This window comes from Pseudoalteromonas sp. PAST1 (assembly GCF_021532515.1).
Lineage (GTDB): Bacteria > Pseudomonadota > Gammaproteobacteria > Enterobacterales > Alteromonadaceae > Pseudoalteromonas > Pseudoalteromonas simplex.
Genome location: NZ_JAKGBH010000034.1, coordinates 1 through 13,379 on the forward strand (window position 1 = coordinate 1; position 13,379 = coordinate 13,379).

At 40.9% G+C, this 13,379-nt stretch carries 10 protein-coding genes; 3 read left to right on the plus strand and 7 right to left on the minus strand.

The window, feature by feature from the left end:
• Positions 1-290 precede the first annotated feature (290 nt).
• The gene (gene argA / locus L1272_RS15860; RefSeq protein ID WP_235373830.1) at positions 291-1,631 is read left to right on the plus strand and encodes an amino-acid N-acetyltransferase; all 1,341 of its coding nucleotides are present in this window, start codon (positions 291-293) and stop codon (positions 1,629-1,631) included.
• A gap of 23 nt (positions 1,632-1,654) precedes the next feature.
• On the opposite strand, the gene L1272_RS15865 is transcribed toward argA, so the two are convergent.
• Positions 1,655-2,725: a DUF3083 family protein gene (locus L1272_RS15865; RefSeq protein WP_235373831.1), complete on the minus strand. Its 1,071-nt coding sequence runs from the start codon at positions 2,723-2,725 to the stop codon at positions 1,655-1,657.
• 228 nt (positions 2,726-2,953) lie between these two features.
• Here L1272_RS15865 and glnS point away from each other — a divergent pair, with 228 nt between their 5' ends.
• Positions 2,954-4,621: a glutamine--tRNA ligase gene (gene glnS / locus L1272_RS15870; RefSeq protein ID WP_054551362.1), complete on the plus strand. Its 1,668-nt coding sequence runs from the start codon at positions 2,954-2,956 to the stop codon at positions 4,619-4,621.
• 86 nt (positions 4,622-4,707) lie between these two features.
• Here the strand turns inward: glnS and L1272_RS15875 are convergent, their stop codons facing one another.
• The gene (locus tag L1272_RS15875) at positions 4,708-7,113 is read right to left on the minus strand and encodes a TonB-dependent receptor (protein ID WP_235373842.1); all 2,406 of its coding nucleotides are present in this window, start codon (positions 7,111-7,113) and stop codon (positions 4,708-4,710) included.
• Between the two features lie 165 nt (positions 7,114-7,278).
• Here L1272_RS15875 and L1272_RS15880 point away from each other — a divergent pair, with 165 nt between their 5' ends.
• Positions 7,279-7,806: a YaeQ family protein gene (locus L1272_RS15880; RefSeq protein ID WP_054551360.1), complete on the plus strand. Its 528-nt coding sequence runs from the start codon at positions 7,279-7,281 to the stop codon at positions 7,804-7,806.
• Here L1272_RS15880 and yfaE read toward each other — a convergent pair.
• The 5 genes from yfaE to ubiG all read right to left on the minus strand — a co-directional run bounded on the left by yfaE (position 7,803) and on the right by ubiG (position 13,338).
• Positions 7,803-8,075: a class I ribonucleotide reductase maintenance protein YfaE gene (gene yfaE, locus L1272_RS15885; RefSeq protein WP_054551359.1), complete on the minus strand. Its 273-nt coding sequence runs from the start codon at positions 8,073-8,075 to the stop codon at positions 7,803-7,805. The two genes, L1272_RS15880 and yfaE, sit on opposite strands and share 4 nt — an antisense overlap.
• Entirely contained in the window at positions 8,075-9,205 is a 1,131-nt protein-coding gene (gene nrdB, locus L1272_RS15890; RefSeq protein WP_054551358.1) for a class Ia ribonucleoside-diphosphate reductase subunit beta, read from the minus strand. The genes yfaE and nrdB overlap by 1 nt, the downstream gene beginning before the upstream one ends.
• A gap of 70 nt (positions 9,206-9,275) precedes the next feature.
• Positions 9,276-11,561: a class 1a ribonucleoside-diphosphate reductase subunit alpha gene (nrdA, locus tag L1272_RS15895; RefSeq protein ID WP_054551357.1), complete on the minus strand. Its 2,286-nt coding sequence runs from the start codon at positions 11,559-11,561 to the stop codon at positions 9,276-9,278.
• 392 nt (positions 11,562-11,953) lie between these two features.
• Positions 11,954-12,628: an HAD family hydrolase gene (locus L1272_RS15900; protein WP_199529665.1), complete on the minus strand. Its 675-nt coding sequence runs from the start codon at positions 12,626-12,628 to the stop codon at positions 11,954-11,956.
• Positions 12,628-13,338 carry a bifunctional 2-polyprenyl-6-hydroxyphenol methylase/3-demethylubiquinol 3-O-methyltransferase UbiG gene (ubiG, locus tag L1272_RS15905; protein WP_054551355.1) on the minus strand — a complete coding sequence of 237 codons (711 nt, stop codon included), beginning with the start codon at positions 13,336-13,338 and terminating at the stop codon, positions 12,628-12,630. The genes L1272_RS15900 and ubiG overlap by 1 nt, the downstream gene beginning before the upstream one ends.
• Positions 13,339-13,379: the final 41 nt, after the last annotated feature.

Below are 13,379 nucleotides of genomic sequence, written 5' to 3' on the forward strand. Positions count from 1 at the left end.
CATATCATCGAAGTGCTGAATTAGAGACATAAAAAATCCGATATTATTTCTAATATCGGATTTTGAAGCTATGAAAAGATCAGTCAAGTGATCATAAAAATATTCTTAACTGATCAGCATTACGCTAATGCGGGCCTTTTTTGTATTTATCCCTTTCTTATAACTCGCACGAAAATTCCACCTACAAATTAAGAATAATAATGCTTTATTTGTGAATATAAATTCTCTACACTTGTGGCTTGTATATCTGTTTTTATTAAAACATTCGACTTTAATAAGGTAAATATTACGTGCGTACCACAGAATTGGTAGATGGATTTCGCCAGTCAACCCCATACGTTAATGCTCACCGCGGTAAAACATTCGTTGTTATGCTTGGCGGGGAGGCGATCGATCAGTCTGGTTGTCGCAGCATCATCAACGATGTCGCGTTATTAACTAGTCTTGGTATTAAGATTGTTTTAGTGTTTGGTGCTCGCCCACAGTTTAACGCAGCGCTTGAGCAAGTTGGCATAACTAGTCAGTTTCATAATGAGATACGGGTAACTGATAACGCAACATTTGATGTAATTAAGAAAGTTGCGGGTGCAATGCAGTTCGATATAACCGCGCGTTTATCTACGTCTTTAAGTAGTACACCAATGTCTGGCTCATTTTTAAATGTGGTGAGTGGTAATTTTGTTATTGCTCAGCCTTTAGGTGTTGATGAAGGTGTTGACTATCATCATTCAGGTAGAGTGAGACGTATTGATGTTGCGGGTATTCGCCACCAGTTAGATAACAACGGAATTGTTCTGCTTGGGCCAATAGCGGCGTCTGTTACAGGTGAAAGCTTTAACTTAACTGCTGAAGAAATTGCTACGCAAGTAGCGCTCAAGCTTCGCGCCGATAAAATGCTTGGCTTTTGTCAAGAAGCCGGTATTTTGGATGAAAATGGTGAAGCAATTGCAGAGCTAATGCCAAATGAAGCTGAGCAACTATTAGCAAGCTACCGCAAGCAACCTGACTCATGTGTCAGCGCAACCGTATTCTTACAAGCTGCAATTGATGCTTGTCGAGGTGGCGTACATCGTTGCCATCTTGTTAGTTACAAAGAAGATGGCGCCTTATTACAAGAGCTGTTCTCTTTAGATGGTATTGGTACACAAATCGCACCGCAAAGCTCTGAGCAATTACGAAGTGCCAGTATTGCTGATATTACCGGTATCATTAACCTTATTAGACCCCTTGAACAGCAAGGCTATTTGGTGCGTCGTTCTCGTGAACAGCTAGAAATCGAAATTGAACAATTTACGGTTATCGAGCGTGATGGGCTAATCATTGCCTGTGCTGCGCTATATCCGTTTGCTGACGAACAGGTTGGAGAATTTGCAAGTTTGGCTGTTCACCCTCAGTACCGAGATGCCGACCGCGGAAGTTATCTACTGAGGTTTATTATTAACAAGGCTAAACGTGCAGGTTATTCGCATTTATTTGCTCTCACCACACGCAGCATTCACTGGTTTTTAGAGCAAAGCTTTGAAATAGTGACAGTTGATGAACTACCTGCGAAGAAAAAAGCGCTATATAATCATGAACGCCGCTCTAAAGTATTGCGTCTAGATTTAACTAAACTAGGTAATAAGCGGTGACGCATGCGTCACCGCTTATACTCTTAATATTGATAGTTAATGTGCTGATAAAAACGCACACGTAAATCTTGGCGAGTCGGATTAAACGCCAGCTCGTCAGTAACTTCATTTATCGCACTTTGCACTTGATTCATAAACTTACCATAACCAATGTCATGCTTGTCTTTATCGGCTGCGGCAATCACAAAATGTAGCGAATCTACAAGTTGATCTGCATCCCAGTACTGTTGTAATTGCACTTTTTCAGAGCTGCAATCAAAGGTTAACTTTTGTAGTTCGCTGTTACTTTGTGCGTTATCAATATTGCTATTACGAACAATAGGGCGGGTACCGTTAGCGATGAAAGCACCGAGTTTTAAGCCGCGTTTATCACATGCTCGTTTGAAGGCATCAAAGATGTATTGATAAAACTGCGTATAATTCTCTTCATTCAACATATGCTGAAATTGCGTTTTAATGGCACGAGTTACTGGAATCGAAAACCCAGCGTATGTCATCTCACTGTGTTCATTTGGCACATGACATTGGCGAGACTGGTAACGTGGGTATAAGCTACGTAATTTATAGCCATAGCTTTCTTTGTGACCTTTTGCTTTAGCAAATAAATCATAAGTTAGGTGTTGGTGGTCACGAATTTTAAGAGGTGGTTGGCCGCTTAGTAGCTTTTCTTGTAGTGAGTTGATCACTCTTTGCACATTATGATGAAAACTAGCCGCATGAGCGCGAATATCTTCACCGGTCGCTAAGAATAATAAACGAATTTTTTTGCATTTTTGCTCACCATCAGCAAATACATTATGTGCTTCATGGTATTGTGGGTTATAGAAAAACAAAATTTGCTTAGCGGTTTCTAAGCTATATGCCTCATCATGGTAACGAACCACTGGCAGTTTATCGTTGGCGATTAGGTGTACATTATGTAATTCATACTCATCACATAGTGCAAATAACTCCCTTGCAAGACGCTTATAAGCACAGCTCACGTTGGTGAACTGGGCAAAAAACTCATCAGTAGGTTTAAATTCAACTAACACATACTGGTTTGCACGTGCTGAGCTTGGAATATAGACTCGATGTTGATTGAGCGAAGCCATCTCTTTTCCTTATTGGTAGTGAAACTGACGGCACTATATCGCTAGTCAATGATCATTTTATTGCGTTAGAACAATTTTTTTACCGATTTTGTCCAGTCTGTGAACTATGTATTCAACAATCGACGTAATATCTTCAATAAACATGATGCAACCACTGTATGTTAGGGTTTGTTTTTGTAATAATGCATTAGTTTTGTCACCATGCAATATTCAGAGGATTATGCTCCTATGGCGGAAATTGAGAATCGCCCAAGTAACTTTATTAGAACGCGTATCGACGAAGATCTAGCAAGCGGTAAGCATGCGTCTACACACACGCGTTTTCCACCAGAACCAAACGGTTTTTTACACATTGGTCATGCAAAGTCTATTTGTTTGAATTTTGGTATCGCCCAAGATTATCAAGGTCTTTGTAACTTACGTTTTGATGATACGAATCCAGAAAAAGAAGACATCAACTACGTAAATTCGATTAAAGAAGATGTGCAGTGGTTAGGTTTCCAGTGGGATGGTGAAATTAAATATTCATCTAACTATTTCGATGCGTTATACGGCTATGCTGTTGAGCTTATCGAAAAAGGCCTAGCGTATGTGTGTTTCTTATCGCCAGATCAAGCCCGTGAATACCGTGGTACTTTAAAAGAGCCGGGTAAAAATAGCCCACACCGTGATACGCCAGTTGAAGAAAACCTAGCGCTATTCGAAAAAATGCGTAATGGTGAGTTCAAAGAAGGCGAATGTGTACTGCGTGCTAAAATCGATATGGCAAGCTCATTCATGGTATTGCGTGATCCAATTTTATACCGTGTACGTTTTGCTCATCACCACCAAACAGGTGACAAGTGGTGCATTTACCCAATGTACGACTTCACGCACTGTATTTCAGATGCGCTAGAAGGTATTACACATTCATTATGTACGCTTGAGTTCCAAGATAACCGTCGCTTATACGATTGGGTATTAGATAACATCAGCCTTGAGTGTCATCCGCAACAAATCGAGTTCTCACGATTAAATCTTGAGTACACCATTATGTCTAAGCGTAAATTAAACGACTTAGTAGTAAATGGTCATGTTGAAGGCTGGGATGACCCACGTATGCCAACGATTGCTGGTCTACGTCGTCGTGGTTATACACCTGCATCAGTGCGTGAGTTCTGTTCTCGTATCGGTATCACTAAACAAGAAAACATGGTTGAAATGGGCATGCTAGAAGCTTGTATCCGTGAAGACCTAAATGAACATGCACCTCGTGCAATGGCTGTTCTTGATCCGGTGAAGATTGTTATCGAAAACTATGACGCAGATAAAGTAGAAACATTGTCTGTAGCAAATCACCCGAATAAAGAAGAGATGGGTCGCCGTGACGTACCTTTCACTCGTGAACTTTATATCGAGCGTGAAGACTTCCGTGAAGAAGCAAACAATAAGTTTAAGCGTTTAGTTCTTGATAAAGAAGTACGTTTACGTGGTGCGTATGTAATTAAAGCTGAGCGCGTTGAAAAAGACGAAAACGGCGAAATTACAACTATCTTCTGCTCTTACGATCCTGAAACTTTGGGTAAAAACCCAAGTGATGGCCGTAAGGTTAAAGGTGTAATTCACTGGGTATCAGCAAGTGAATCTATCACAGCTGAAGTTCGTTTATACGACCGTTTATTTAACGTGCCAAACCCAGCGGCAGCAGAAGACTTTAACGCAACACTAAACCCTGAATCACTTGTGGTTCTTGAAAATGCGAAAGTTGAGCCGTCACTTGCAAATGCACAAGCAGAGCAGGGCTTCCAGTTTGAGCGTACAGGTTACTTCTGTCGTGATAGCAAAGCAGAAACATTAGTATTCAATCAAACTGTGGGTCTTCGTGATTCATGGGCAAAGATTGAACAAAAGGGCTAATACCTAATTTTGTTAAGTTTCTATGCTTAATAAAAAACCCTTTCACTTTAAAAGTGAAAGGGTTTTTTTATAACTATTGAAAGCGATTAGAAATAACCGCGAATACCTAAGCTGAAGTTACGACCAGGTAGTGGTGCTTTTTCTTTAATGAATGAGCTGTGTACGAAACCAAGTTCATCGGTTAAGTTGTCAACATTGATGTAAAGCTGTGTATCAACAGGACCTAAGTCAAGTTGGTAGTTAGCTGATGCATCAAATAGGGTATAACCGTCAGTTTTTGTCTCGTAAGCAGTAATGTCAGACTGCTCAAAATAATGAGTACCGGTTAGGCTAAACTTCCAATCAGACACTGTGTACTGTAATTCAGAACCTAGTTTATTAGCCGGAATACGCGGTAAATAACCTTCATCATCTTTTAGCTTAGCCGTTGTTGAATCACCAAACACTTTAACTAGCGCATTTGGCGTCACTTGATAGTGTACGTCAAATTCAATACCGTATAATTTCGCATCTTTACTTGTGAATTGATAAACCGCCATTGCATCTTCATCTGCATCAGCTGCAGATTCTAAGCCATGCTCTTCATCGAAAACTAAACCGGTATTTTGCTGGAAGTAGTAGTTTTCAATGTCGTTATAGAAGAAGTTAACTGTGTAACCAAAGTCACCAATAAAACGACGGAAACTTAGATCAAAGTTCGTTGCAGTTTCTTGCTCGATATCTTCTGGCTCAAAATGAATTTCGCCATCTTCAATATGATAACCAAGGCCTAGCTCGTAAGTACCTGTTGAGATATGAATACCGTTTGAAAGTAATTCAGCACTTAGCGGCGCACGTTCTGAACGAGATACACTTAAAGCAACACTTTGGCCTTCTTGATATTGCCAAATTGCACCTGCAGATAAGCTTAGGTTTGTGAAATCTTCACTGTAGTTAATGATTTCAGCTTCTTCTTCGTCATGGTACTCTTCTTCTTCTTCATGATCGTGATCATGATGATGCTCAGCCATGCTTACAGCAGAATCGATTTGATAATCTTCAAGGCGTGCACCTAGCTCAATGGTCACATCACCAAACTGGCGCTCTTCAAGAACGAATAACGCGTTTGTTTTAGTGACACTTGCTGGCGTAAATGCTTCTTCACCATCTGCATCATAGTCAGACTCAGTGTAGTGATAACCAGCCATGCCGTGCCAAAGGCCTAACTTGTGCTCAACGGTTGCACGTGCTTCGGTTGTTTTGTTTGTAAACACGGTGCCCACTGCACCATCTTCAATTTCAGCGTGTTTGTAGTCTGTGTAGCCAACGCGTAGTGAGATATTTTCAATCCAGTTATCATGAAGTGCATAGCTCATGTAGCCTTGCCAGCGATCTTGCTCTAGCTGTGCAAATACTGATTCTTCGTGCTCTTCTTCACCTTCATGTTCGTCATGATCTTCCTCTTCTTCATGATGATGATGCTCATGAGCAGGAATACCATAATCTGTTTCGATGCGGCCGTATGACACACCTAGCGTTAGATGATCGCCCACGTAACTAGTACCAAAATTAACTGTTTGGCTATCAATAAAGGTGTTTTCTACGCTATTAGCAGTTTCGTGTTCTTCATGTTCTTCACCTTCATGCTCTTCATGTTCCTCAGGAAGCTCAAAGTTCGGTGTGTCGTAATCGTGACCTTTGCGCTTAGTACCGTCAAAATGGAAGTTGAAACCATCGTTACCGGTTTCAAGTTTTGCAGCATAGGTGTTGGTATTAGATACTGTATCGTGTGTATATTGAGCAGCGCCGGTTAAAGACTCGATGTTATCGGTAGGAATACGGTTATCAACAACGTTCACCACACCACCGATAGCGCCAGAGCCATAAAGTAGAGTAGCAGGGCCGCGAAGTACTTCGATTTGCTCTGCTGCTAGGCTGTCATTTGATGTTGCGTGGTCAGGGCCGATACGAGATGCATCACTGCTATCAAGGCCATTTTGGGTGATCTTCACACGCGGACCATCTAAACCACGAATAATTGGGCTTGATGAAACTGGGCCAAAGTAGCTAGCATTAACGCCCGGTAAACCTTTTAGTGTTTCGCCTAATGTCGGTTTTGCTTTGTCTTTTAACTCATCACCGGCTAAAACATTCACAGGCGAAATCATTTCAAGACTATTTTTATGAAGCGCTGATGCATAAACAACAACTGTTTCAACTGAGGTTGGTGTAAGCGTAACCACAACATTTTGGTCTTCGCCATTAATAGCAATACGCTTATCGATGAAATTGTTTTTACTGATGTGAAGCTGACCTTTATTGTCTACATCAATTTTAAACTGACCTTGTTTGTCAGTCACAACGCTTTGTGATTTGCCGTGTACATGTATTTCAGCATTGCTGATAGGTTGTTGGTTTTTATCTAATACTTGACCTGTGATCACAGCAGCCATTGTTGATTGAGAAAACAGCGCAGCGGCAACAGCACTAGAAAGAATTGAAACTTGTTTCATCATTACTACTTCTAAGTTTGTTGTTGAGTGTTGCGTTATATTATAACGCTGAAAATATTAATCGCAATAACGTTATACTATAACTTTACCTATACCTTAACCCTAAGTCGCGATTTTATCACCATACACTATACTTAGACTGTTACACTGAGATGGCTGAATCTTATGTCTGATAAAAATAGGGTATTCAAAGCAAATTTTACTATTGCTGATTTAAGAGAGCATCGTAATCACAAAGAGGTGTTTACCACTGCTTGTGACCGTCGTGAAAGCTATCAACACTTTGTACTCAAGCTTTTAAGTTATTGCTTATTTTCACACAACGAAACAGCCATATTGAATGCAAGGTTCAGTCATGCTGAACCGGATGTGTCAATAAAAGCGCTTGATGACCACTATCAAACATGGCTTGCTGTTGACCAACCGGATATTGTGCAGCTTAATAAAATCGCGAAGCGGGTTGATGAACTGTGGGTCGTGACAACCTTAAACAACGACTGGCTTAAAGAAAATGAACACCAGTTGGAACTTATTAATAATGGTCATTTAATTGCGTTTGATAACAGCTTTATTGAGGAATTAGCGAGTCATCTAACTAAAAATCTGCAGTGGGATGTTACGATTGATCAGCAAATGGTGAGTGTGTCAGATAAAGAAAATTTCTACCAAACGAGTAAGCTTATTTGGCATTAAAGCTCAATTTTTACCTTGCCATTGGGTTTACTACAACACAGCAATACTTCGCCTGTTCGAACGAACGCAAGCGGCTCTTGATTGTAGCTCACATCACCTTCGACTAATTTTGCACGGCATGCGCCACAATAACCTTCACGGCATTGGTAGGGGACATCTATTTTGTGTTGTTCTAGGCATTCAAGGAGAGATGAACAGCCAGAATCAAATTCAAGATTCTGGCTGTCTGTTCCTGCAAGGATAACCTCTGCAGTGGTGTTTGAGCTCATTACAGGTCGAAATCACCAAAGTCAGATGCATCAACTTGAGAGTCAATTTGACCAACAAGGTAAGAGCTGATTTCAGCTTCTTGTGGGGCAACTTGAACATTGTCTGATACTAACCAAGAGTTGATCCACGGAATAGGGTTACTCTTACTTTCGAACTGTGCAGGTAGGCCTACCGCAGTCATACGTGCATTAGTGATGTATTCAACGTATTGGCATAAGATATCTTTGTTAAGACCAATCATAGAACCATCTTTGAACAGGTATTCTGCCCAATCTTTTTCTTGTTCTGCTGCTTCAACAAACATCTGAATTGCTTCTTCACGACATTGTGCTGCAACGATTGCCATTTCTGGGTCGTCTTTACCTTCTTGCATAATGTTCAAGATGTGCTGTGTGCCAGATAAGTGTAGCGCTTCATCACGGGCGATTAGCTTGATGATTTTTGCATTACCTTCCATCAATTCACGCTCAGCGAAAGCAAATGAACAAGCAAAGCTTACATAGAAACGAATCGCTTCTAAGATGTTAACCGACATCATTGCTAGGTAAAGTTGCTTTTTAAGGTCAAATAAACTGACTTTAACTTCTTCACCGTTGATCACATGTTTACCTTCACCATATAGGTTGTAAACAGAAATCATGTTAATTAAATCATCGTAGTACTTAGTTACCGCATCAGCACGCTCACTGATCTTCTCGTTGCTTACAATATCGTCAAAGATAAGTTCAGGAGATTGCGTAACGTTACGAATAATGTGCGTGTATGAACGGCTATGAATGGTTTCACTGAACGCCCATGTTTCAATCCAAGTTTCTAACTCAGGAATAGACACAATAGGTAATAACGCAACGTTAGGTGAACGGCCTTGTACACTATCAAGAAGCGTTTGATATTTTAAGTTGCTTAAAAATATGTGCTTTTCGTGTTCTGGTAACGCTTGGAAGTCAAGACGGTCTTTACTTACATCAACTTCTTCCGGACGCCAAAAGAACGAAAGTTGCTTTTCGATTAGCTTTTCGAAGATAGGGTACTTTTGTTGGTCGTAACGTGACACGTTTACCGTTTGGCCGAAAAACATCGGTTCTTGTAATTGGTTATTATGATTTCGGCTAAAAGTTGTATATGACATAGTGATTTCTCAAAAAACAGTCAGGACAAAGCGGGCTAATGAGCCCGCTTTTGTTATGTTATTAATTTAATTAGATTTTACAAGCGCCGCCTGCACAACCGTCATCTTCTACCTCTGGTGTTAACTCATCTTGAGAGTCTGATGCACCATCACGTGTGTTGTGATAGTACAGGGTTTTAACACCAAGTTTATACGCAGTCAGTAGGTCTTTTAATAGCACCTTCATAGGTACTTTACCGCCTTCGTACTTAGATGGATCATAGTTAGTGTTTGCAGAGATCGTTTGGTCAACGAATTTTTGCATAATACCAACCAGTTGTAGGTAACCATCGTTTGAAGGAATATCCCACAGTAGCTCGTAGTTATCTTTCAGATTCTCATAATCTGGCACTACTTGCTTTAAGATACCATCTTTACTTGCTTTAACGCTGATATGACCACGTGGTGGCTCGATACCATTTGTTGCGTTAGAGATTTGCGATGATGTCTCTGAAGGCATAAGGGCAGATAGCGTTGAGTTACGCATACCGTGCTCTTTAATGCTCTCGCGTAATGAATCCCAATCTAAGTGAAGAGGCTCATCACAGAACTGATCTAGGTCACGTTTGTAAGTATCTGTTGGCATAATGCCTTGAGAATACGTTGTCTCGTTAAATTTAGGACACGCACCACGTTCTTTCGCTAACTCATTTGATGCTTTCATTAGGTAATATTGAATTGCTTCAAATGTCTTGTGAGTTAGGGCATTTGCGCTGCCATCTGAGTAACGCTTACCATTTTTCGCTAAGTAGTACGCGTAGTTAATAACACCAATACCTAGCGTACGACGACCCATAGTCGCGTTTTTAGCCGCAGGAACAGGGTAGTCTTGGAAATCAAGTAAGTTATCAAGGGCACGTACTGCAAGTTCAGCAAGCTCTTCTAATTCATCAAGTGATTCAATTGCACCTAAGTTAAACGCCGACAGCGTACAAAGTGCAATTTCACCTTCTTCATCCATTACATTGCTAAGTGGCTTAGTTGGTAATGCAATTTCTAAACATAAGTTGGATTGACGAATTGGTGCCACAGTCGAGATGAACGGGCTGTGCGTATTACAGTGGTCAACGTTTTGCAAGTAGATACGACCTGTGCTGGCACGCTCTTGTGCAAACATTGAGAATAACTCAATCGCCTTAATACGTTTTTTACGAATTGACTCGTCTTGCTCGTATTTGATGTATAGCTCATCAAACTTTGCTTGATCTTCAAAGAACGCATCGTATAGACCCGGTACATCTGATGGGCTAAATAATGTGATGTAATCGTCTTTGATTAAACGGCTATACATTAATTTGTTGAACTGCACACCGTAGTCAAGGTGACGTACACGGTTATCATCAACACCACGGTTGTTCTTAAGAACAAGTAGGTTTTCAACTTCTAAGTGCCAAAGTGGGTAGAACAGCGTTGCTGCGCCGCCACGAACACCACCTTGTGAACAGCTCTTAACTGCTGTTTGGAAGTGCTTATAAAACGGAATACAACCTGTATGGTACGCTTCGCCGTTACGAATAGGGCTACCAAGGGCACGGATGCGACCGGCATTAATACCAATACCTGCACGTTGCGAAACATATTTAACAATCGCAGACGATGTTGCATTAATAGAATCTAGGCTATCACCACATTCAATAAGTACACATGAGCTGAACTGACGTGTAGGGGTACGTACACCTGCCATGATAGGTGTCGGTAATGAAATTTTGAATGTAGATACTGCATCATAAAAACGCTTGATGTAATCAAGGCGTGTCTCTTTTGGATAATCAGAGAATAAGCTTGCAGCCACTAAGATATATAAAAACTGTGCACTTTCGTAGATTTCACCAGTAACACGGTTTTGAACTAAATACTTACCTTCAAGTTGCTTTACAGCAGCGTAGCTGAAGTTTAAGTCACGGTTGTGATCGATGTAAGCATCTAACTCGTCAATTTCTTGCTCGGTATAATCAACAAGTAGGTGTTGATCATAACGCTTGTCTTCAACTAATTTGGTGATGTGATCGTATAAGCGCGGCGGCTCAAATTGACCATATGCTTTTTTACGTAAATGGAATACAGCTAAGCGAGCAGCGAGGTATTGGTAATCAGGCGTATCTTTAGAGATCTGATCAGCTGCAGCTTTGATGATTGTTTCATGAATGTCATCGGTACGAATGCCGTCATAAAATTGAATGTGTGATTTTAATTCAACTTGTGAGACAGACACATTCTCTAGACCTTCTGCGGCCCAAGCGATCACGCGATGGATCTTATCTAGATCAAGTGACTCTTTACGGCCGTCACGTTTGCTTACAGATAGCTGTTGGTTCATAGTTTTGCCTGTATTCCTTGGGAAATTTTAGTTGTAAGACAAAGGTATTCTTTAATGTAATTATTATTATTCAACACCAAGATAAACTAATTGAATAACATTTAGCCACAATATCTGGTGTTGTTTAAATTGCAGATCACAAGATAGTGTGGTCTGAGTTGTTTTGCAAGGGATAGAATTGCCCCAATTTGTGGATAACTATTGGATAAGCGCATTGTGTTAGTAACCATTAACCTTTGAACATTCATAGACGACGAAATTTGTAGAAATCAACAAAAGATCCAGAAAATTTACCGTTTTGAAAAATAAATTTTGACTGATTTTTTTATCATCAATGAATGCTCAAAAGTAAATCAAATCACAATATATGGTGTTTCAATTATCAAATAACACTATATATGGTTTAAACCATCAATCGGCGTTTGCCAATTGAAATCCGCTTGCCAGCCAAGTGCAGCGTCTATACTGGGTATATAACCCCATAACGCTGTTGCGCTGTACATATTGGCCGCTTTTGCAGCTTGAATATCACGTTCAGCATCACCGATGTATAAACAACGGCTCGGATCAACATCTAAGATCTCAGCAGTGTGTAATAGTGGATCCGGTGATGGTTTTGACACAGCTAATGTATCGCCACTCACAACTGCCTTCGCATCACGCAAGGAGGGAATAGCCTGCACTAAGGGCTCAGTTAAAAAGCCGGGCTTATTAGTCATAATGCCCCACTTAATATTGTTTTGCTCAAGTGCAATTAAAAGCTGTTCGATGCCGTTGAAGCATTTACTGTGCACAGCAATATCTTCGGCGTAATAGTCAAGAAGCTGCTGGCGCAAGGCGAGTTGTTCAAGTTCGGGCCATTTATCCCCAAACCCTACTTCTAATAATGCTTTTGCACCGTTAGACGCAGCAGGGCGATAAACATGCTCAGCAACAGGCGCCACATTGGCGTCTGCTAACACGCGGTTTAATGCACCACCTAAGTCATCCGCGGTATCGAGTAGTGTGCCATCTAAATCAAAGATAAACGCATCAAAATCGATAGAGGGTGTTTGCACACCACTCATTAGGCTAGTTTCTCAAAGTGCAGGATGTAATTAACACTTACATCATCATTTAAGCTGTACTGCTTAGAAAACGGGTTATAGTGAAGACCGGTACTGGCGCGTACTTTTAATCCTGCTTCTTCTGCCCATGCAATAAGCTGCGCAGGTTTGATAAACTTTTTATGGTCATGCGTACCTTCAGGCACCATTTTTAAAAGCTTTTCAGCACCGACAATAGCAAACAAGTAGGCTTTTGGTGTTTTATTTAATGTTGAAAAGAACACATCAGCGCCCGGTTTAGCAAGGTCTGCTACAGCACGAATAATAGAAGCAGGGTCTGGAACATGCTCAAGCATTTCCATACAAGTCACTACATCAAAGCGAGCAGGGTGCTCAGCAGCGAATTGCTCTGCAGGTACTTTTATATAATCAACAGGTACGCCTGTTTCTAAACTATGTAACTTAGCAACGGTAAGTGGCTCTTGGCCCATATCGATACCGGTTACTTTAGCGCCCATACGCGCCATACTTTCACTTAAGATGCCGCCACCACAGCCAACATCTAAGGTTTCCTTATCAAATAAGCCGCCTACTTTATCAGCGACAAAATCCAAGCGAAGAGGATTTATTTCATGAAGGGGTTTGAACTCTCCGTCGCGGTCCCACCAACGTTCTGCGATGGCTTCAAACTTTGCAATTTCTGCATTATCTACATTTTGATGCTCGGTCATAAAAAACTTCCTCGTTAATCTGAGGCCATTATATAGGGGGA